Raw genomic sequence first — 22166 nt, 5'->3', positions numbered from 1 at the left:
GCCGCGAGCTGATCAAGGCTGTTTCCCTGCCGACGCAGATGCAGGTCCTGCTCGATGCGCGTCTCCATGCGCTTGTCGATCTTGTAGAAAAAGAGCAGCGCGACTGCGATCAGGAACGGCAGGGAGCAGTAGACGCTCACGGTCATGCGGATGCCGTCCACCACCGCTTGGGGCTGCTGTTCCGCGCCGGCCTGATAGCCGTGGTGCGCGAGAATCCCGGCGACCAGCGCACCGCCGATGCTGAGCCCGATCTTCAGGCCGCACAGCATCGCGGAGAAGATGATCGCGGTGGCGCGGCGATGGTTCTTCCATTCCGAGTAGTCGGCAACGTCTGCGATCATCGCCCACAGCAGCGGGATGGTGATGCCGTAGCAGAACCCGTGCAGCATGAAGGCACCAAAGGCCACCGAGACCGCCGTCGGCGGAAACAGGTAGAACACCAGCAGGAACACGGTAGAGACCAGCAGCGCACCACCAAACACATCACGCTTGCCGAAGCGGTCGGCCAGGCGCCGGGAGACCCCGATGCCCAGGATCATGCACAGGATGCCGCACGCGTTGAACAGGCTGAACGCCGAGGTCGCCGGATCCTCCGGCCAGGTGAAGCCGGACAGGCCCCATCCGTTGAGTGTGGCGTTCAATCCCCCGATGAAGCGGTTGAAGCCGGAGGTGTCGAGGAAGCCCGCAAGTGCGGCCTCGCTCATGTAGTACTGGAAGTAGTAAATGTAGGTGCCGCCTTTCAGGGCCAGGTTGATGAAGACCAGCACGGTCAGGGCCAGCATCACCTTCCACGGCCGGTTGTGCAGCAGGTCGGACAGGTCCTGCATCACCTCGCCGGTCTGTTCCTTGGCCGGCACGATGCGCTCGCGCGTGGTGGCGAAGGTGATCAGGAAGAACAGCGTGCCCACCACCGCGAACACGGTCATCACCCGCTCGAAGCCCTGCACCCGATCCCCGTCGCCCAGGATCAGCACCAGCGGCAACAGCAGGACCTGGATGATGAACTGCGCGATCATCACCGCCACGAAGCGGTAGGCCGAGAGGCTGTTGCGCTGGGCCATGCTGCCGGTGAGCACGCCGCTGAGCGCGGAGTACGGCAGGTTGTTGGCCGCGTACACGAACATCAGCAGGCCATAGGTCACCAGGGCATAGATAACCTTGCCCTGCGCGCCCAGGTCCGGCGTGCTGAAGGCGAGCAGCGACAGCACACCGAACGGGATCGCCGTCCACAGGATCCAGGGCCGGAACTTTCCCCAGCGGCTGACGGTGCGGTCGGCGGCAATGCCGATCAGCGGGGTGAACACGAAGGCACCCAGCAGGCCGATCACGAAGATGATCGTGGCCGCCGTGGCAGGCGGCAACCGGTATACGTCGGTATAGAAGAACGCCAGGTAGGTGATCAGCGTCTGGAAGATCAGGTTGGCCGCAAGGTCGCCCAGGCTGTAGCCAAGTTTCTCCCGGACCGACAGCGTGTGCTCGGCGGTATCCGTGCGACGGGCATCAGTCACGATTCGCCTCCACGGTGAAACGGCTCCGCACGCGGGCATCGGCGCTTGAGCCGCCTATCCGTACTTCGTATGCCCCGGGCCGCACGACATAGGCGCCCCGCGCGTCGTCGTACTCGCGCAGCGCCTGTTGCGCGTCCAGATCGAAGGTCACGGTGCGCCGCTCGCCAGGCGCCAGGTGAACACGTTGGAAGCCGCGCAGCGTCTGCTGTGCATCGCCTGCGCCAGCCGCCAGCCGCCGCACGTACAGCTGCACCACTTCATCGCCCGCGCGTTTGCCGGCGTTCGCCACCTCCACCTGCACCTTGAGCGTGCCGTGGTCGGCGATGCGCGGCACATCGAGCCTTGGCTTGCTGTAGCCGAACCGGGTATAGGAGAGCCCGTAACCGAAGGGATACAGCGGGGTGCCGCGGAAATAGCGGTAGGTGCGGCCTTCCATCGCGTAATCATCGAACGCGGGCATTGCCTGGTCTGCGCGGTAGAACGTTACCGGCAGCCGGCCGGCCGGATTGACGTCGCCAAACAGCGCCTCGCCCACGGCGGTGCCGCCGCGTTGCCCGGGATACCAGCTCATCAGGATCGCGGACAGATTCGCCTGGGCCCACTCCACCGCCAGCGCCGACCCTCCCGTCAGCACCATCACCACCGGCTTGCCCGTGGCGTGCAGCGCTTCCAGCAGGGCGCGCTGGGTAGCGGGCAGACGCAGGTCGGTGCGGTCGCCGCCGGCGAAGCCCGGATAGTTGACCGTCATCTCTTCGCCCTCGACATCGCCGGTCAGGCCGCCGACGAACACCACCACGTCCGCACTCCGGGCGGCATCGACGGCTTCTTCGAATGGCGGCTTCGCCCCGGGCATGCGCCAGCCCAGCCGCACGCCGGCGTCGCGCTCGGCATCGTAGTACTCCAGCGTCAGCTCATAGGCACGTCCCGCCTGCAGCTCCAGATCGACACCGTCGCTGCGCAGGCGATCACTGTTGGCCCAGTGGTCCAGCACCCGCTTGCCATCCACGTAGAGGCGGAAGCCGTCGTCGGCCGCCGCCTCGATCCGGTAGCGGCCCGATACCGGCGGCAGCAGCTGGCCACGCCAGCGGATGCTGAAGCCATCGTTGGGAATGCCCTGCCCCGGCGCCGCTTCGCCGCGGGCCAGCAGATTGTCGGTCGGCGAGCCGCGGTCCCAGCCGAAGCCGATCTGAGCATCGGTGCGGACCAGTGCTGGCGCGCCCGACAGATCCGGCGTACGGAAGTACTCACCGCGCAGGCCGCGTTCCGGCGAGTCGGCCGAGGGCCGCAGATATGCCGCCTCGATCAGCGGCGTCGCGCTCGGATCGTCGCGCCCTTCGACCAGGTCAACACCACGGGCATAGCGCACCTCGATACCCTTCGCCGCGTCGCGGATGCCCTGCAGGATCGTCACCGGTGCCGCCGGTGTGCCGAAGTAGTTGCCGAGCAGCGCCATGGTGTCATCGGCGGTGGGGCCGACCACCGCGATGCGCTTGAGGTTGCGTGACAGCGGCAGCACGCCATCGTTCTTCAGCAGCACCAGTGATGCCTGCGCGGCCTTCAGGGCCAGCGCATCGTGCGCCGGGGCCTGGTTCACCGAGGCCGGAATCTGCGCCCAGCGCACGCGCTCGGGCGGATCGAACATGCCCAGCCGCATCCGCGTGGTGAACAGCCGCGTCACCGCATCGTCGATTTCGGCTTCGCTGATCAGACCCTGGCGCACCGCAGCCGGGAGGGTGGCGTACTCCTGGCCGCACTCCAGCTCGGTGCCGTTCTTGACCGCCAGCGCCGCCGCGGCCTCGCGGGTCGGCACGATTTTGTGATGCTTCCAGATATCCACGATGGCCCAGCAGTCCGACACCACGTAGCCCTTGAACCCCCAGTCGCGGCGCAGCACGTCGCGCAGCAGGAAATGGCTGGCGCTGGCGGATTCGCCGTAGACACGGTTGTAGGCCCCCATCACCGCATCCACCTGGCCCTCCTTCACCAGCGCCTCGAACGCCGGCAGGTAGGTGTCGTACAGATCGCGCTTGCTGGGGCGGGCGTCGAAGTGGTGGCGGTCGGCCTCAGGGCCGCTGTGCACGGCCAGGTGCTTGGCCGTGGCGTCCAGCTTGCGGTACACAGGGTCATCGCCCTGCAGGCCCTGCACGAAGGCGACGCCCATCCGCGCGGTGAGGTACGGGTCCTCGCCGTAGGTCTCCTGGCCCCGCCCCCAGCGCGGGTCGCGGAAGATGTTGATGTTCGGCGACCAGTAGGTCAGCCCCTGATAGCGGCCATGCAATCCTTCACGGACGAACTGGTGATGCTTGGCCCGCGCCTCGTCGCTGATGGTGGTGGCCACCTGCCCCATCAATGGCACGTCGAACGTGGCGGCCAGCCCGATGGCCTGCGGGAACACTGTCGCCTGCCCTGCCCGTGCCACGCCATGCAGGCCTTCGTTCCACCAGTCGTAGGCCGGAACGCCCAGGCGCTTGATGGCGGGCGCGGCGTTCTGCATCTGGGCGGCCTTTTCCTCCAGGGTCATCTGCCCCACCAGCGCGGCGGCACGGGTTTCAAAGCTGGCCGATGTATCCAGCCACGGCTGGGCGTTGGCGGCGTGCCCGGTGCTTGCCACTGTCACGGCAGCGCACAGCGCCAGCGTGCGGAGAATGGGGCCACGGCGGCCGCTGTAGAGGGAAGACGTACGCGTCATCAGTTGCTCCTCAAAGCGCGCTCGTCGCGCGCGAATGGTCCCAGCAGGGCGCCGACAAAGCCGCCTGCGCGATCCGTACTCAGTACCGTTCCGTCCACGTCGCCCGCGAGGGTCTGCCAACCACGCCCGTCGTCCGTATCGAACGCGAAGGCATAGCGTCCCTCGTCACCGGCGATCTTCAAGCGCAGCGACGTGGATGCGGTTACCTCGCGCGTGGCCAACGTGCGGGTCACGCCGCTGCCGTCGCGCCCTTCAAGGAAGACCGCCACGCGATCCCCGCCGAGGCTGCGCGCGCCAAGGAAGTACCAGTACTCCTCGTTCTGGAACGCGGCAAGGCCGGCCGCCACACCCGCGGCCGGCCGCGTCATGTCAGTGCTGGCCTCGAAGCGCAGGTGCTGCTGGCGACGCGCGAGGAAGGCGGGATTGCGCAGCGTGTCCAGGTTCTCCGTCAGCGGATGCACGGCCAGGGCGCCCGGACGCAGGCTGAGGTCTGCCCACGCCTGTTTGGGGACACGCACCTGCACCCATCTGGTGCCAAGCGTCGGTGCATCGAAGCCGTCGCGATCGACGAAATTGCCGGTCGACGGTGCCTGCGAGGCATCGCCCTGCATCCATGACGGTGCCTTGGCCGCATACGGAATGGCCTGCTCTGGCGGCAGGATCACCGGCCAGCCGTCACGCCATTGCACGGGCAGCAGATACGTCTCCCGCCCCGTGTTGTAGTGCCGTATCTGGTAGTTGCGGCTGGCCAGGAACACGGCCCACCAGGTGCCGTCCGGACCTTCCACCATGTCGGCGTGCCCGGCATTGGTGATGGGCAGTGGCCGGTCCTCGGGCAGGTCGCGCTGGGTGAGAATCGGGTTGCCCGCATACGGGAGGTACGGCCCCCACACCTGGCGGCTGCGCAGAACCACCTGGGAGTGCTGCGGCCCGGTGCCACCCTCGGCATCGGAGAGGTAGTACCAGCCGTCGCGCTTGTAGAGGTGCGGTCCTTCGATCCAGATCGGGTTCTTCGCCGGCTCCACCCCACCGTCGATAAGTACCTTGCGCGGCCCGACCGGTCTGAACGCGGCCAGATCGATCTGCTGCATCCAGATCGCGCGGTGACCCTCGTAGCGTGGCGGACCGGGCGGAACATCATTGTTCACCAGGTAGACGGCACCGTCGTCGTCGAAGAACAGCGACGGGTCGATGCCATCGATGCTGGGCAGCCAGTGCGGGTCCGACCAGGGGCCGGCGGGATCGCGCGCGGTCGCGATGAAGTTGCCGCCGCTGTCGACCGCCGTGGTGACCACATAGAACACGCCGTCGTGGTACTCGATGGCCGGCGCGAAAATGCCACGGGAGACGTTCAGGCCATCGAAGTCCAGCTGCGTGGGGCGATCGATCACGTTGCCGATTTGCTTCCAGTGCACCAGATCGACGCTTTCGAACACCGGAATGCCCGGAAAGTAGGTGAAGCTGGAATTGACCAGATAGAACCGATCGTTGGCGCGGACGATGCTTGGATCCGCATGGAAGCCGGCCAGGATCGGGTTGCGGTAGTAACCGGCGGGCAGCGGCGTCTCAAAGGCCGCATCGTGACCGGCATACTCGAACCAATCGAAGTACACCGGCGGCGCGGGCGTGGCGGCCAGCGACGGTGCTGCGGACAGCAACACAAGTGCCGCAGTCAACAGCAGGCGCACCACGGGTGCTCGTCGGTGGCGACCGTGGGCAAGCCAGTCACTCCAGCGTGTTTGACTCATCGTCCATCTCCCGGTGCGGAAGGAAACTGCAGGGCCTCATACCAGGCCAGCGGGTGCGGCGGTGCGACTTCGCCGGCAGGCAACGGCCTGCCGCTCACCGACTGGAAGTACGCCACGCTGGCATCGCGCCACCACTGCGCTTCGCGGCGCTGGATGCTGAGAAAGGCGGCCACCTGCGCATGTCGTTGCGCATCCACCCTGCCCTGCAGGCCGGCCCAGGTCGCCTGCAGGCCCTGCACCTGGCGTACGCCCTGCGTATAGCGCCCGATCAGTTCGTCCCACAATGGCCGTCCCGACGCCATGCGGTGATCCCACGGCACATGGTGGAACCACAGCAGCAGGGGCTCCGGCACGCGCGCCAGATCCCCATACTCCGCGGCTATCTCCGGTGCGTACTGGCCCACCGCATTGCTGCCACCAGCGGTCCTATCGAAGCCGATGCCATCACGATCGGCGCGGTGGTAATAGACCGACGTCCAGTCCGCGCGGGGGCCGCCGTCCACCCAGGGGCCCGGCCCGTAGTGGTGCCCGCGCTCCATCAGGTGGTGCAGACCCAGTGGCGTCATGTAGTTCACCGCCGCCTCGCGCGAGCCCATCATCATCTCCACGATGGGCTGTACCACCGCGGGAGACGGGGTGAACGTCATCGCCGCCCAGTCAGCCGCGATGTCGCGGCTGGGCTGACGCGGATTCCAGGCGAGACGACCGAAGGCATACCAGTTGGCCTGATCGAAGTGCGAGCCACTCCAGCTGCGGTCATTGCCGATGTTGGCCACGCCGGCCATGCCGGTCAGGAACTGCGCCACGGTCGTCCCCTCACCGCGGGCGCGGGTGTCGGCTTGCAGCACCTCCTCGTACAAAGGCCCCAGATACACCAGGTGCGTGGCGAAGCCGAGATACTCCTTGGTGATCTGGACCTCCATCATCAGCGGCGTGCGTGGCATGGCGCCGAACAACGGATGGAACGGCTCCCGCGGCTGGAAATCGATGGGCCCGTTCTTCACCTGCACGATCACGTTCGGGAGGAAGGCACCGTCCAGGCCAACAAACTCGGTGTACGCCTGCGTGGCGCGGTCCGCCGGCACGTCGTGCGCGTAGACGAAGGCCCGCCACATCACGACGCCGCCGTGCGGTGCCAGCGCGGCGGCCAACAGGTTGGCACCGTCCGCATGCGAACGACCATAGTCCTGCGGGCCGGGTTGCCCTTCCGAGTTGGCCTTCACCAGAAAGCCGCCGAAATCCGGAATGCGCGTGTAGATGTCGTCGACCTTGTCGCGCCACCAACGCTGCACGGCGGGGTCGAGCGGATCGGCGGTGGTCAGCCCACCCAGCTCGATCGGTGCGCTGAAGCGCGCGCTCAGGTACACGCGGATGCCGTAGGGCCGGAAGATGTCGGCCAGCGCCGCTGCTTTGGCGAGATAGTCCGGCGCCAGGCTCTGCGCGCTGGCATTCACATTGTTCAGCACCGTGCCGTTGATGCCCAGCGAGGCGTTTGCGCGCGCGTAGTCCGTGTAGCGAGGGTCGCCCCATTCCGGCAGGGTCTGCCAGTCCCACAGCGAGCGACCCGCATAGCCGCGTTCGACATACCCATCCAGGTTGTCCCAGTGGTTGAGCAGGCGCAGCCGGATCCGTGGCGATTCGCGCACCTCAAGTACGTCCAGTGGGGCACCGGTCTGCAGCAGTCGCAGCAGGTGGAACACGCCGTACAGCACGCCGATATCGTGGGGTGCGGCCACCAGCAGCACATCGTGCCCGTCGATCTGCGCATGTCTTAGCAGGTAGCCCTCGTCACCCAGCGCGTCCATCTCCGTGCGCAGCGCCGCAATCACTACCGACGATTGCGGCGTACCCAGCACCACGGCGGGGGCAGCGTTTCCCACTGTGTTTATCCGCGGCGCGCGACCCAGCAGGCCGCTGAGGCCGCGCACCAGCTCCTCGCGTGCGGCACGCTGCGTCGGCGTCTGATCAGGGGCCACGACCTCCCCGAGCTGTGTGCGGTAGTCCGCCGCGAGTGCAGGTGCCAGCGGGGCATAGCGCATCCAGAGGGCGTAGCCATCCTCCGCGCGAACATTGCCCGTGAACGCCAGCAATACCGCAGCAGCAACCAGCATCCAGTGACACCGCTCGACATACCAACGGGACAGTGGCGTCGCCCCCAAACCTTGTAAGCTCAGGCCGTGCCCGCCTCGCGGCAGCGTCACGAAGAACAAGGGCAAGACGTAGTGGACAAGCCGAAGAAATCGGTCCGCCGCAAAACCAGTGGCGTGACGATCGACGAGGTGGCGGCCCTGGCCGGGGTATCGCCGATGACGGTGTCGCGCGCGATCAATCACGGAAAAGTGCGGGATGTCACGCGCGACCGCGTCCTGCGCGCGGTGCGCGAACTGGGCTATACGCCCAACCTGGCTGCCAGTTCGCTGGCCGCCGCGCAACACACCCGCATCGCGCTGATCTACACCAATCCCAGCGGTGCCTACCTGCGCGAGCTGCTGGTCGGCCTGCTGCGGGTTGCCGCCAACGCCGCCATCCAGCTGGTGATCCACTACTGGGACAACTTCGATCCCGACGCCGAACGCAAGGCCGCGCGTGCCTTGGCCGGTCGGGTGGACGGGGTCATTCTGCCGCCCCCGCTGTGCGAGTCGCAGGTCGCCGTGAACGAGCTGGTCATGGCCGGCATCCCGGTGGTGGCCATCGCATCGGGGCACCTGAGGGACGATATCTCCTGCGTCCGCATCGACGACTTCCACGCGGGCAAGGAGATGGCTGAACACCTGATCCAGCATGGTCACCGCCGGATCGGCTTCATCTGCGGCCGCAACGACCTCAGCGCGAGTGCGCGACGCTACGATGGGTTTGTCAGCGCCCTGCATGACGCCGGGCTGGAGGTCGACCCCGACCTGGTCCAGCCGGGGGATTACACCTACCGCTCGGGTCTTGCCGCGGCCGAGGCGCTGCTGTCCCATCGCCGGCCGCCGACCGCGATCTTCGCCAGCAACGACGACATGGGCGCTGCGGCGATCTCCGTCGCGCACCGGCGCGGCCTGGAGGTGCCCCGCGACCTGTCGGTGGTGGGCTTCGATGACACCTCGGCCGCCACGACCGTCTGGCCGGAGCTCACGACCCTTCATCAGCCGATTGCCTCGATGGCCGATGCGGCTATCGATATCCTGCTGCGCACTATCCGCCGCAGGTCCGACGATGCGCGCGTGCTGACGGACCATGTCGTGCCCCACCGGCTGGTGATGCGCGATTCGGTCGCAAGCCCCTCCCAGCGTTGAACGCGCCAGGCCCACGCTTGCCTCCATCAGACACCGCGCTCGGAACGTGACGGGGTGGTGGGTCATGGCGCTCCTCCTCGGCGCCGCGCTCAGCGCAGCAGGTACTGGTTGATCAGGTTCTCGTAGCGCTCCTGCCTGCCGCTGATCTGGCGGGGCTCGCCGCCCTTGGCACCCAGTGCGGCCAGATCAGTGAGGCTGAGCGCGCCGCGGGCGAACTCCTTGCCGGCACCGCTGTCGAAGCTGGCATAACGCTCGTTGCGCCACTGTTCCCAGGGCGAGTCGTTAAGCAGCGCATGGGCAACTTCCAGCCCCCGGGCGAAGGCATCCATGCCGCCGATATGGGCAATGAACAGGTCGTCCAGATCGGTCGACTCCCGCCGCACCTTGGCATCGAAGTTCAAGCCGCCTTCCAGGCCCCCTTGGCGCAGCACCACCAGCATCGCGCCCACCGCGTCGTACAGATCGGTCGGGAACTGATCGGTATCCCAGCCGTTCTGCGCGTTGCCCCGGTTGGCGTCGATGCTGCCCAGCAGGCCATGGTCCGAGGCCACCTGCAGATCGTGTTCGAAGGTGTGGCCGGAAAGCGTTGCGTGGTTGGCCTCGATGTTGAGTTTGAAGTCCTTGTCCAGACCATGCTCCTTCAGGAAGCCGGTCACCGTCGCGCTGTCGAAATCGTACTGGTGCTTCATCGGCTCCATCGGCTTGGGTTCGATCAGGAAATTGCCCTTCAGGCCGATGCTGCGGCCGTAATCGCGCGCCATCGTCAGGAACCGCGCGAAATGGTCGACTTCGCGCTTCATCTGGGTGTTCACCAGTGAGGCATAGCCTTCCCGGCCGCCCCAGAACACGTAATGCTCGCCGCCCAGTTCAACGGTCGCCTCCAGCGCCGCTTTCACCTGTACCGCGGCACGCGCGACGACCGCAAAATCGGGATTGGTCGATGCACCGTTCATGTAACGCGGATGCGAGAACAGATTGGCCGTTCCCCACAGCAGCTTCATGCCGGTCGCTTCCTGGCGCGCCTTGGCCAGGCCCACCATGTGTTTCAGGTTCTTCTCGTACTGGCCCACATCCTCGGCGTCCGGGGCCAGGTCGATATCGTGGAAGCACCAGTACGGCACGCCCAGTTTGGTGAAGAACTCAAACGCGGCATCCACCTTCGCCTCGGCCGATGCCAGCGGTGAGCCGACCTCCCAGGGGAAATGCCGCGTGCCCGGGCCAAACGGATCATGTCCGGCGTTGCAGAAGGTGTGCCAGTAGCAGACCGCGAAGCGCAGATGCTCCTCCATGGTCTTGCCACCGATGATCTTGCCCGCGTCGTAGACCTTGAAGGCGAGCGGGTTATCCGAACCCCGGCCTTCGAAGGGGATCCGGCCGATGCCGGGGAAGTATTCCTTGGCGCCGATGAAGGGCTGCATGCTCATGGTGCGGTGTCCTGTCGTTGTGCGAGGGGTCGCGTAGAAGAATCAGCCGCGATACAGCGGCGTGAGGGCGTCGAGATGGCGCAGAAAACGGGCATACGCTGTGGCGTAGGCCTGGGTGCGTGCCGGATCCGGGCGCGCGGAAAGCTGGGGGGCGAGCGCGACATGCCGGTCAGCGATGTCGGTGATCGAGGCGGTATCGCCGCGTGCGCGGCCTACGGCCCACAACGCCTGCAACGCGGCACCGAACGCCGCGCCCTCGGCCTGCGTGGGGACGTCCACCGGCAGGCCGAACACATCGGCGACCAGTTGCCGCCACTGCGCGCTGTTGCTGCCACCGCCGGTGAGCACGATGCGCTCGAACGTCATGCCGGCGCGAACGAACGCGTCAAAGCCGTACTTCAGGCTGTAGGTCGCCCCTTCCATGGCGGCACGGTAGATATGCGCCGGCGTCATGTTGGTCGTGTCTAGACCGGCCAGCACACCCTTGCCCAGCGGCAGGTCCGGCGTGCGCTCACCATTGAGGAACGGCAGCATCACCAGTCCGTCGGCCCCGGGCGAGGTGGCCCGCAGGTGGGCATCGCCGTCGCGGGTACTGAAGCCGAAGGCAGCGGCGACCTGTTCGGTCACCACGGTGCAGTTCATCGTGCAGATCAGCGGCAGCCAGCCGCCGGTCGAGGAGCAGAATGCGGCCCAGGCGCCGGCCGGGTCGACCACCGGCGTATCGGCGCAGGCAAACAGGGTGCCCGAGGTGCCCAGGCTCATCGCCAGGCGACCGGGCGAAACGCAGCCGGTGCCGATGGCCGCCATCATGTTGTCGCCGCCCCCGACCGCGACCTTGACGGCGCTGGACAGCCCCAGTTCGGTCGCGGCGGCAGGGTCGATGTCGAACACCTCGTCGGGCGCGGCGATGCGCGGCAGGCAGGCGGCCAGGTCGCGCGCCGGATCGGTCGCGCGCAGCAGCTCGGTCGACCAGGTACGGGTGCGTACATCCAGCCAGCCCGTGCCCGAGGCATCCCCGTACTCGCAGAAGCGCTGGCCGGTCAGTACGAAGTTGAGGTAGTCGTGCGGCAGCAGGATGGTGGCAAGCCGCGCGTACGCGTCGGGGCGGTGCGTTTTCGTCCAGGGCAGCTTGGAGGCGGTATAGCCGGTCAGGACCGGGTTTCCGGCCAGTGCGATCGTGCGCGCCACGCCGCCTGCCGCGTCCATGATCTGCGTGCACTCGGCCGAGGTGCTGGTATCGCACCACAGTTTGGCCGGCGCGAGGACCTCCCCTGCCGCATCCAGCGGGACGAAGCCGTGTTGCTGGCCCGAGACGGCCAACGCAGTGATCCGCGATCGCACCGATGGATCAATGGCATGGAAGCACGCGTGCAGTGCCGCCACCCAGTCCGCCGGCTGCTGTTCGCGGCTGCCATCGGCGGCGGAGGCCAGGCTCAGCGGCGCGCTGGTGCTGGCCACCAGACCGCGCCCGGCTGGGTCGTACACCACGACCTTGAGGCTCTGCGTACCTGCATCGATTCCGGCCACCAGATCCATGTTCTGCACTCCGTTCGTTAAAAAGGTAGCGCTACCATTTCTGTGCGACAGCGTGGTGTTCCGTTACGCCACCACCGCGCCCCGTGACCACACCTGCTGCGCCGCCTTGCAGTACTGTTCGATGAACGCGGCCTGCGACGGCATCGTCGCGACCGCCTGCTCGATCGGCTGTCGGAGCCGCGTCAACAGCGTGCGCAGGTCCGCGTCATTGATGGCTGCGGCCAGCGGATGCGGTGGTCCCGGCTGGATCCCCTGCCCCATCAACACGCTGGTCCAGGAGTCCACGCGGAACAGCTCCCCGGGGTCCTGCCAGGCATGCGCGCGCTCGCGCCAGGCGCGCAGCCGGACGGCGAGCGACTCGGGCAGCGCCATCTCGCGACACGCCTTCCACATCGGCTCGTCGCGTTGGTTGGCGTGGTAGTGCAGGATGATGAAATCGCGCACATGTTCCATCTCCTGGCGGCTGACCTCGTTGTACAGGTCCACCAGCGCCGGGCTGATACCGTCGGACGGGAACAGCTGGATCAGGCGTACCACCGCGCTGATGGTCAAGTGGATGCTGGTCGATTCCAACGGCTCGATGAAACCACTGGCAAGCCCGAGTGCCACCACGTTCTTGTTCCAGGCTTTCAAGCGGCGTCCACTGCGGAACGGCACCAGCCAGGGGTCCCGCAGGGGCGGGCCGTCAACATCGCGCAGCAGCTTGGCCTGTGCCTCGTCATCGGACAGGTGGCGGCTGGAGAAGACCAGCCCGCAGCCGACCCGGTGCTGCAGCGCGATATGCCAGCGCCAGCCAGCCTCGTGTGCGATTGCACGGGTGTACGGAACCGGCGGCCCGACCGCTTCGGTCTGCACCGCAACGGCGCGATCACTGGGCAGCCATTCGTTCCAGTCTTCGTAGCCGGTATGCAGGGTCTGCTCGGTCAACAGACCGCGGAACCCGGTGCAGTCGATGAACAGATCGCCCTCGATGACCTGCCCGTCTTCCAGCACCAGTGCCGCCACGGCGCCGTCATGGGCATGTTGCCGGACCTCGCGGATCTTGCCTTCCACCCGTCGCAGTCCGTGGGTTTCTGCCTTGCGCCGCAGGAATTTCGCATAGAGCCCGGCATCGAAGTGATACGCGTAGTTGACCTGTGGCTGGGTCTGCAGCGAGAAGCGGTCTCCACGCGAGGCGACGCTCTCCAGGCAGAAGTCGCCGAGGTCCGAGGGCATGCCGCGGCGCAGGCTGTCCAGCCAGAAATGGTGGAAGGGCGTGGCCCAGGTCCCCTGCCCGATCGTACCGAACGGATGGATGAAGCGATCCCCGGGGCGACGCCAGTTCTCGAACGAGATCGACAGCTTGAACGTGCCGGCGACGGCCTGCAGGAATTCCTGCTCATCGATCTGCAGGAAGCGATGGAACGCACGGATGGGCGGCACGGTGGATTCGCCGACACCCACGGTCCCGATCTGCTCGGACTCCACCAGGGTGATGTCCAGCTGGTCGCGGAACTGATGGGACAACGCACAGCCGGCCAGCCAGCCTGCGGTGCCGCCTCCGGCGATGACGACCTTGCGGATCCGTCCTTGCGATGCGTTCGCCACGTTCAATGCGATGCTCCCATCAGCGGTTGAGTCGAGCCAGCAACTGGGCGCGCGTGCGGCGCGCCTGCGTCTCGTCGAACGTTGCCAGTTCACCCCGAGCGGCGTCGGGCAGGTGCTGCCCTGCGCGCTCGGCGGGGCCGAACACGTAGTAATCGAAGATCGCTGCCCACGCCTGTTTCTCGCGTGCCGGCAGATCGCGCAGCGCCCACATCGCATGCTGGAGCGCCGGCAGCGGGGAGGGAAGGAAACCCGGCGAGCTGCGCCACCAGTAGTTCACCAGCACGTTGAATGGCTCGAGGCTGCGTACGTGATGCCACCACATGCTCGGAATGAAGATCGCATCGCCGGGCTCAAGCACGGCGGTCCGTGCGCTCGCCAATGCATCACGGAACCGGGGATGGCGCGTGAAATCCGGACGATCGAAATCCACCACGCTGACCACCTGTCCCCCCGGCGTGGGGTCCAGCGGGCCCGGGTACAGATTGTCGATCTGCTCCGGCGGAAACAGGGTGAACCGGCGCCGGCCGACGGCGCAGCACGCCAGGTTGTCGGGCGTGTCGAAATGGCAGGATGCGGTCACGCGGTTGCCGATCCAGATGCTCGCCGAGGCGTCGATGCCCTGCCCGGCCAGGCCGGCATCGTTGTGCTGCGCGAACCCCGGCAGTGCCCGATCGATCAGCAGCGACGCGACGTAGTAGGTAGGCGGCCGTGGCGCATCAAGGGTCCCGGCAATCTCGTCGAGCACCTGCGTCAGCAGCCCGCGCCGGACCTCGACATTCAATTGGGTGAAATCCGCGGTGTAGAACGGACGTCCGTCGATCTCCGGCCCGCCGAAGGAGTACGGCACAGGCACGCCTGCCTCGAAGCCCCGCAGATAGTCCATGGCCTGCTGCGTGGAGTGCAGCCCGGCCTGGACCAGCGCCCAGTCACGTACGGCCCCGCGCAGCACCATCGGTTCCCCGCCGGCCACCAGCGCCGCCAGCGGAAGCGCGCCTGGATCCAGGTCTTCCAGTATCTGCATGGCAACAGCGTCGAGCACCGGTCAGTTCCTGCCCGCGGCGACAGTACTCTCGGACATGCGCAGGCGACGTTGCTTTTCGGCGATCAGGCGTCGCATGTTGTGCAGCGATGCGAGCATCAGGTAAGCCCCTTCCAGGTAGCCTGCGCGATTGAGTTCGGCCAGCGCGGGGCCATCCAGCAAGGCCAGGCGATCACGGTCGATCGCATGCAGGCCTTTTACGCCGACGCGGTGCTCCGGATCGATCTGCACGTCGAGCGTGACCGGTTGAATGAGGCCATGTGCCTCAAACGCGGCAAACATCTGCGCGCCAAACGCATGGCCATCGTGAATCCCGCGCAGCACGCCTGCGATGTGGTCCAGATAGGGGGTGTTGCCGCCCTGCGGCAGGAACACCGGCTCACCCTGCATCGCGTTGACGCGCGGATGGTCCAGGTCTACGTGCAACACGGCTTGCTGGGTAAGCGCGCCGTCGATCCGGCTCTCCTGGAAACCGATGAGAAACGGCCCCTTGGCCGCAGCCCCGGGCAGATAGGACGCATTCCAGCGACCGTCCTGCAGGAACAGATTTTCGTGCTGCTCGAACCCAAGCAGCGCCACCGATTGCCAGTCACCTGTCGTGGTGTCCTTGCGGAGGAAGAGCGGATACTCGCGCTGCAGCTCGGCGAACTCACTCGGGTAGGCAGGCACCATGCCCACCGCATCGCCGAACTCGGCCCCGAAGCTGGTGGTCACACGCAGGTCGCGATGGGCGATGTTGTTGAGCATTTCGTAACGCGGCATGGTGTTGTCCAATCCCATCAGGAGCCGTGAACAGGTGCCGCTGCCTCTGCAGCGGCACCCACCGTTCAGAACCTGTAACGAACGCCGAGCATGTAACGCGGGCTCTGGTCCGCCAGCTTCACGATCATCTGCGAGGTGCGCGAGCGCCAACGGACGTCCTCACCGGTCAGGTTGATCGCCTCAAGACCGAACGACCAGTGATCATCCAGGGTGTAGTTCACACTGAGATCCCACTGTTCGTACGCTTCCACGTAGTACGGATTGCGACTGGTTCCCTGGTTGGCGAGGATCAGGTACTGGTCACGCCAGTTCCACGCCAAACGTACCGACCAACCATATTTTTCGTACATTAGCACGGCGTTTGCGGTGTCACTGAGGCCGGTCAGCGCGAACTGGTCGATGAGCGGATCGCCCCCGTTGTTGTAGCCGACATCGCCATCCACCAGGGTGTAGTTGGCGAGGACGCCAAAGCCGGTATCGCCGAAGAAGTACTGGCCACCGAGCTCCCAACCGTGCAGTTTTGCCTGGTTCTGGTTGATGGGACGGTTGACGCTGAACTGGTAGAGCGGATCATCGCCCTCCCCGTAAAGGTCATAGGCCGCCTCGGTCGCCAGAACCTGCGCGTCGGTACCGTTATAGGCGCCCAGTCCGGCCGGATTGTTGCGCAGCAACGCCAGCGCGGTGAACAGGGCCGTATCGTTGGCCGAGCAGGCCGCCGCATTGGCCGCACCGACCTGGGTGATACAGGCGCCGCTGTTGAGGAACGCCAAGGCAGCCTGCGCATCCGGACCGGCGGTGGGATCCCTCAGCCCATACAGATTCTCCTGCACGATGGTGTTGCCGATGAAGTTGTTGACGGACTTGTTCCAGTACGTCAACGACACGTAGCTCGCGTCGGCGAAGTACCACTCCAGCGCCAGGTCGAGATTGTCCGACTCCAGCGGCTTCAGCTGCGGGTTCTGTGCCGTGCCGCTGGCCCGCGAAGACGGATCGATCAGCACCGAGCCAAACGGTTGCTGCGCGGTCGGGCCTGCGTAGAGGTTGCCGATCGGCGCGCGCGCGATGCTCTTGCCGAACGAGACGCGTGCCTTCAGATCGTCCATGAGGTCGATGCTGAAGTCGAGGTTGGGCAGGATGTAGCTGTAGCTGTTCTTTTCGGTGAACGGCTGCTGCTCGTCGGACAACACCACGCGGAAGTCGTTGTTGGACTGCCACTCGATGGCTTCCGGGATGGCGATGACGGACGTTGACACCACATCGGTCGTCTCATAGCGCACGCCCAGGCGGGTATTGGTGCGCAGGCCGCCCAGCTCGCCGTCCAGCTCGACCTGGAAATAAGCCGACTTGGTCTTCTCCTCCACCAGGTTATCGGCGGCGCGCTGCGGGCTCACGCCGAGACTGGCGCCATAGTTGTCCGCCGCCCATTGCGCCAAGCGGCCCGCATCGCCGCGCCAGGCGGTGAAGCTGTTGGCACTGAAGTCGTTGAACAACCCGACGATGTTGACCGGCTGCAGCAGGTCCATCAGCCCGTTGGCCACATCCCCGTCAACGTTGGCCACGCCCCAGTCGCCCAGGGTGTTGTAATTCTCCGCGGCCTGGATCCGGTGGGTGGTCTGCTTGCTGGAGTCGACGCCAAACTGGAAGCGCCCCCGGTCGAAGCTCCATTCACCGTCGACGCGTCCCTGCTTGATCTCGCTGACCTGGGTCTGCGAATTGATGCGCAGCACCTGCGAACCAATCTCGCCCGGCACGAAGCCGGGGTTGACCACGCCGTTGGTCTTGGCGATGGCATCGGCCGTGCTCGGGTACCAGACCTGGGTGCCCACGGGCAAGCCGTTGTTGAAGTTCATCTCCTGCACCCACGACCCACCGCAATGCGGCCCGGTGGTGCAGTTGTTGGTGCCGGCGATGCTGCTGAAGATGGAGCCGCCGCCGGTGAGCGGATCGTTCGGTCGGCTTTCGTTCTTTGAATTGTGCGCGTCGAAGGTCAGCTTGAACCGGTCGGTGACGTTCCACAGTGCATTGAAGCCGAGCGATCCCAGCTTGTACTTCTGCATGCTGCGCTGCTGTTCAAGCCCGAAATCCTTGGTCCCGGCGATTTCACGGATATAGATCGGGGTTGCGACCGCACCGCTGGTGTCGAACGTGACATCGGTGTAATTGCTGTTCTGCAGCCACATGCCCTGTTCGCCACGATTCTCGGTGATCTCGTTCGTCGAATAGGTGTAGTCCAGGGTCAGGGTCACCGCATCGGTCGGTGCGAACTGCAGCACCGCCTGGCCATTGATGCGCTCGCGCTCGAACTCGGAGAACGCATAGCGAAGGTCGTTCGGACGACCGTACAGCGCGCCCACCGCCGGTGCATTGACCACGGTCGGGTTGCCGGGCATCGTGCCGGTCCACGGCTGGATGTTCCAGTAGTTGTTGGTGGCCTGCACCGAGCCACCCTTGCGCTTCTGGTAGCTCGCACTCACGCCAACGCCGAAGGTCTTGTCCGGGTTGCTGTAGCTGAAGATGCCGGACAGTTCGGGCGTCAGGTCGCTGTCGAACGGCTGGCTCTGGTCGGAGACGACCTTGGCGCCGGCACTGGCGACGGTGCCGTCATGATCGAACGGGCGTCCGGTCAGGATGTTGATGGTGGCGCCGATACCGCCGCTGGGGACATTGGCCTGGCTGGTCTTGTAGACCTCGATGCCATTGATGGATTCGGCGGCCAGCTGGGCGAAGTTGAAGGCACGGGTACCTCCGTCCACACCGCCGATGGCGACCTGACCGGACGCGCCGAACGCATCCGCGCCCGGCATCTGCCGCCCGTTGAGCGTGACCATGTTGAACTGTGGACCAAAGCCACGCGCAGTGACCTGTGCACCTTCACCATCACGGCGTTCAATGGAGATACCGGTGATGCGCTGCAGCGACTCGGCCAGGTTGGTGTCCGGGAACTTGCCGATGTCCTCGGCACTGATGGCATCCACCACGCCAGGCGCGTCGCGCTTGATGTCCATGGCCTGGCTGAGGCTGTTGCGGATGCCGGTGACCTGGACGGTATCCAGCTGTGTCGGGCTGGCCTGCGGCTGGGCGACGGGTGCCGACGATGCCGGATCCTGTGCGAATGCGGGATTGATGACCAGAACGCCACCGACAAACGTAAACATGGCCCTGGAGGTGAACTTCGCCAACGTGCGGCTCATGAACGAGCCCTCCGGTCTGGCGTACGACGGACAGTAAACGCGCTCATGACTCTCCCCTCTGACATAACGATCGAATGGATGTACCGCCCCTCCTGGGGGCACGTACGGGCGATGCCCGTCTTCCACACCGAACATCGCAGCGCGCTGTGCGCGTGCCGCGACTCACACTCGCTTTCAGGCTTGCCAGAACAGCCGCGTGGTAAAGGGGGGGGTACCCGCTGGCCTTACCCCGGCACAGTGGTAGCGCTACCATCACGTCACGGGCGAAGACTAATCACCCGTGGTCGGGCTTGTCATCATGCAGCGCAGCAAAGGAGTCCACGTCGTGAAGCACAGCCCCAAAGCGGCCCGCCGCAAGGCAAGCGCCATCACCATCGATGATGTTGCCGCGCATGCAGGCGTCTCGGCCATGACGGTGTCGCGCGTGATCAACGGCCATGCCGGCGTGCGCGAAGGCAACCGCGCGCGCGTCATGCGCAGCGTGCGCGAACTGGACTACCGGCCCAATCTGGCGGCCAGCACGCTGGCGGCAGCGCAACACACCTGCATCGCGTTGATCTATACCAATCCCAGCGCCAGCTACCTGCGCGAACTGCTGGTCGGCGCGCTGCGCGGCTCCACCCGGGCCGCGGCGCAGCTGGTGATCGCCAGCTGGGATGAGCTGGGCGTCCAGGCGCGTCGCGACGCCGCGCGGCAACTTGCCAGCAGCGTGGCGGGCGTGATTCTTCCTCCGCCCCTGTGCGAATCGAAAGATATCGTCGACGAATTCGTGACCGCGGGCATTCCCGTCGTCTCCATCGCGTCCAGCCATTTCAGCGACAGGTTGTCCTGCGTGCGCATCGATGATCGTCGCGCCAGCCATGAGATGGTGTCGCATCTGATCGCGCACGGGCATACCCGCATCGGCTACATCACCGGCGATCCGAACCAGACGGCCAGTGCGCACCGCTGGCAGGGCTACCGCGATGCGCTCGCCGATGCGGGGATCGGCTATGACGACACACTCATCCAGCCCGGTTACTTCACGTATCGCTCGGGGCTGGAGGCGGCCGAACGGCTGTTGGCGCTTCGTCTGCCGCCCAGCGCGATCTTTGCCAGCAACGATGACATGGCCTCGGCCGTGGTTTCCGTCGCGCATCGTCGCGGCCTCGATGTGCCGCGTGACCTGTCAGTGGTGGGCTTCGATGACACCTCCGCCTCCACGATGGTGTGGCCGGAACTGACCACCATCCATCAGCCCGTGGCGGAGATGGCCGACACCGCCATCGACATCCTCCTGCGGGAGATCCGACGCCCCGCCTCCTCGGCGCGGGGCACCATCAATCAGGTCCTTGCGCACCAGCTGGTCACGCGCGCGTCCGTCGCCCGTCCTACACGGTCGGCATCACGGCAGCTGGGACCTGGCGCGATGCACGCAGGTATCGCAGGTACTTCCCGATGAAGATGCCGGTGAACCCACCTGACAGCAGCAGGTAGGCGGCACGGAAGCCGGCATCGACGTTGAGCGATGGGGACACGGAGAGCGCGACCTCGAAGCCGTACTTCACCGCAAAGGTGACCAGCAGCAACGGCAGCAGGCTGTAATCCGCACTGCGCCACAGCGTCCCCGACGCCGCATTGAGCGTCAGCGCTGCCCGCCGCACCAGCAACCATCCCAGACCCATGCCTGCCGCGATGCCCACCAGCCACTCGCCCCAGGCCTCCCAGGACGCGCCGAAGCGATGGCCCAGCGACCACACGCCCCACGCCGTGAACAGCGCCGGCACGATGGCCAGCTTGGTAAGCGAGGTTTCGCCGGGCTTCATGGCGGCGACGCCACGCGTGACCAGGAAGATCAGGATCGCCCAGACCCACACGGGGGTATTCGACACGAGTTGCTGCAGCATGCTCACAGAACGTCCTTGATGTAGAGGGGTGCCGGCCATGGAGTGCCGTGCGGGAGTGGCAACATTCCCGCGTTGCACCCACCCATCACAAGTGACAGCTGTCAGGCATCTGGGAGTACAGGGCGGCTCAGCCCCGCCGCATCAGGATCATCTTCTCCTGCGACATGTCCCGCATCGTGTACGGAATGCCCCCGGTGCCGTAGCCAGACTCGCGGCGGCCGGCGAACGGCATCCAGTCGGTGCGGAACGCGGTGGGGTCGTTGATCATCACGGCCGAGGCGTCCAGCCGGTTGGCGGCGCGCAGGGCGATGTCGATATCCTGCGCGAACACGCTGGCCTGGAAGGCGGTAGGCAGGGAGTTGGCGCGCGCGATTGCCTCGTCGAGGTCGGTGTAGCGATAGACGGCCACCACCGGGCCGAAGACTTCCTGCGTGGTCACCCGCGCGTCGCTGGCCGGATCGAGCAGCACGGTGGGCTGCAGTGTGGTCTCGGAGAGTCGCTTGCCGCCCGTGGCGAGTTGCGCGCCGCCGCGCACGGCCTCCTCGATCCATTCGGCGACGCGGTCCGCCTCGCGCGGCTGGATCAGTGGGCCCACCTCGGTGTCCTTCAGGGTCGGGTCGCCGGTTCGCAGCCGCTCGACCCGGGCGATGAGGGCCCCGGTGAAGTCGTCGGCAATGTCGTGGTGGACGAAGATGCGCTGCGTGGACACGCACACCTGGCCGGCGTGGTAGTAGCCGCCCTTGACGATCGGCTCGATGATTCTGCCCAGGTCCGCACTGCGGTCGACGATGGCCGGTGCCACCCCGCCGTGTTCGAGCGCCGAGCGTGCGCCGTGTGCCAGCTTGGCGTGCAGCGACCACCCTACCCTCGCCGAGCCGATGAAGCTGAGGAAGGCAATGCGCTTGTCGGTGGCCAACGCTTCGGCCAGATCATTGCCCTCCGGCAGGAAGCTCTGGCACCACGGCTCGGGCAGTCCAGCCTCATGCACCATCGCCACAAACTCCAGACAGGACAAGGGGGTTGCTGAGGCGGGCTTTATGATGACCGGGCACCCCACGGCGATGGCCGGGGCCACCTGGTGGACGATCAGGTTGAGCGGGTGATTGAACGCCGAGATCGCCGCCACGATGCCGATGGGTTCGCGCGTGGTGAAGGCCCAGCGCGCTTCCGACGCGGCTGACAGCCCCATCGGGATTTCGCGGCCGGCGAAGTTGCGCAGTTCGTCGGCGGCGTTGTGAACGCCATCGATGGCGCGCGTGGTTTCAACGATGGCATCCGGCAACGGCTTGCCACCCTCGCGTGCAATCTGCAGGGCCAGATGGTCGCGCTTGGCGTCCATCAAGGCGGCAAGTCTGCGCAGGATGGCGATGCGCTGGTGCGGATGGAGCCAGCCGTCGCGGTTCTTGAAGACCCGCTCGGCGGCGTCGAGCTTGCGCTCGAGCGCTGCGGCAGTGTCGAACCCGATCTCGGCGATGGGGGCGCGGTCAAAGGCCTGTACGACGGTCAACATCTTGAGCT

General features: G+C 66.2%; 13 protein-coding genes and 1 pseudogene. 2 read left to right on the top strand and 12 right to left on the bottom strand.

Annotated features, from left to right (window positions below; all coding sequences use genetic code 11):
- Positions 1-26 precede the first annotated feature (26 nt).
- From AC13F7_RS17615 to AC13F7_RS17600, 4 genes and pseudogenes are all read right to left on the bottom strand, one after another.
- A pseudogene (locus AC13F7_RS17615) lies at positions 27-1508 on the bottom strand (MFS transporter); the annotation flags it as partial.
- Complete coding sequence (locus AC13F7_RS17610; RefSeq protein WP_483002487.1) at positions 1501-4197, bottom strand: glycoside hydrolase family 3 protein; 2697 nt, start codon at positions 4195-4197, stop codon at positions 1501-1503. The gene AC13F7_RS17610 and the pseudogene AC13F7_RS17615, both read right to left, overlap by 8 nt.
- Positions 4197-5945 (bottom strand): glycoside hydrolase family 43 protein, encoded by a 1749-nt coding sequence (locus tag AC13F7_RS17605; RefSeq protein WP_483002486.1) that lies wholly within the window; start codon positions 5943-5945, stop codon positions 4197-4199. The genes AC13F7_RS17610 and AC13F7_RS17605 overlap by 1 nt, the downstream gene beginning before the upstream one ends.
- Positions 5942-8119 (bottom strand): alpha-glucuronidase family glycosyl hydrolase, encoded by a 2178-nt coding sequence (locus AC13F7_RS17600; RefSeq protein ID WP_483002541.1) that lies wholly within the window; start codon positions 8117-8119, stop codon positions 5942-5944. The genes AC13F7_RS17605 and AC13F7_RS17600 overlap by 4 nt, the downstream gene beginning before the upstream one ends.
- Positions 8120-8167: 48 nt before the next feature.
- Here AC13F7_RS17600 and AC13F7_RS17595 point away from each other — a divergent pair, with 48 nt between their 5' ends.
- Positions 8168-9223 (top strand): LacI family DNA-binding transcriptional regulator, encoded by a 1056-nt coding sequence (locus AC13F7_RS17595; RefSeq protein ID WP_481467392.1) that lies wholly within the window; start codon positions 8168-8170, stop codon positions 9221-9223.
- A gap of 89 nt (positions 9224-9312) precedes the next feature.
- Here the strand turns inward: AC13F7_RS17595 and xylA are convergent, their stop codons facing one another.
- From xylA to AC13F7_RS17565, 6 genes are all read right to left on the bottom strand, one after another.
- The gene (gene xylA, locus AC13F7_RS17590) at positions 9313-10647 is read right to left on the bottom strand and encodes a xylose isomerase (RefSeq protein ID WP_483002485.1); all 1335 of its coding nucleotides are present in this window, start codon (positions 10645-10647) and stop codon (positions 9313-9315) included.
- Between the two features lie 42 nt (positions 10648-10689).
- Entirely contained in the window at positions 10690-12183 is a 1494-nt protein-coding gene (gene xylB, locus AC13F7_RS17585) for a xylulokinase (protein WP_483002484.1), read from the bottom strand.
- A 63-nt stretch (positions 12184-12246) separates the two neighbouring features.
- A complete protein-coding gene (locus AC13F7_RS17580) occupies positions 12247-13776 on the bottom strand; it encodes a tryptophan halogenase family protein (RefSeq protein ID WP_483002483.1) in 1530 nt (509 codons plus the stop codon).
- A gap of 13 nt (positions 13777-13789) precedes the next feature.
- Positions 13790-14809 (bottom strand): cupin-like domain-containing protein, encoded by a 1020-nt coding sequence (locus tag AC13F7_RS17575; RefSeq protein ID WP_483002482.1) that lies wholly within the window; start codon positions 14807-14809, stop codon positions 13790-13792.
- Between the two features lie 3 nt (positions 14810-14812).
- The gene (locus AC13F7_RS17570) at positions 14813-15571 is read right to left on the bottom strand and encodes a SapC family protein (RefSeq protein WP_483002540.1); all 759 of its coding nucleotides are present in this window, start codon (positions 15569-15571) and stop codon (positions 14813-14815) included.
- 65 nt (positions 15572-15636) lie between these two features.
- Positions 15637-18762 (bottom strand): TonB-dependent receptor, encoded by a 3126-nt coding sequence (locus AC13F7_RS17565; protein WP_483002481.1) that lies wholly within the window; start codon positions 18760-18762, stop codon positions 15637-15639.
- A 325-nt stretch (positions 18763-19087) separates the two neighbouring features.
- On the opposite strand from AC13F7_RS17565, the gene AC13F7_RS17560 reads away from it, so the two are divergent.
- Positions 19088-20203 carry a LacI family DNA-binding transcriptional regulator gene (locus AC13F7_RS17560; RefSeq protein WP_483002480.1) on the top strand — a complete coding sequence of 372 codons (1116 nt, stop codon included), beginning with the start codon at positions 19088-19090 and terminating at the stop codon, positions 20201-20203.
- Here AC13F7_RS17560 and AC13F7_RS17555 read toward each other — a convergent pair.
- Both AC13F7_RS17555 and AC13F7_RS17550 read right to left on the bottom strand, forming a co-directional pair.
- Positions 20133-20648 (bottom strand): DUF6622 family protein, encoded by a 516-nt coding sequence (locus AC13F7_RS17555; RefSeq protein WP_483002479.1) that lies wholly within the window; start codon positions 20646-20648, stop codon positions 20133-20135. The two genes, AC13F7_RS17560 and AC13F7_RS17555, sit on opposite strands and share 71 nt — an antisense overlap.
- Positions 20649-20775: 127 nt before the next feature.
- Positions 20776-22158 carry an aldehyde dehydrogenase family protein gene (locus tag AC13F7_RS17550; protein WP_483002478.1) on the bottom strand — a complete coding sequence of 461 codons (1383 nt, stop codon included), beginning with the start codon at positions 22156-22158 and terminating at the stop codon, positions 20776-20778.
- Between the last annotated feature and the right edge of the window lie 8 nt (positions 22159-22166).

The sequence above is a fragment of the Stenotrophomonas sp. K-6 genome, assembly GCF_056861555.1.
The sequence above is the reverse complement of the archived record's forward strand: the minus strand, read 5'-3'. Positions and strand labels throughout refer to the sequence as shown.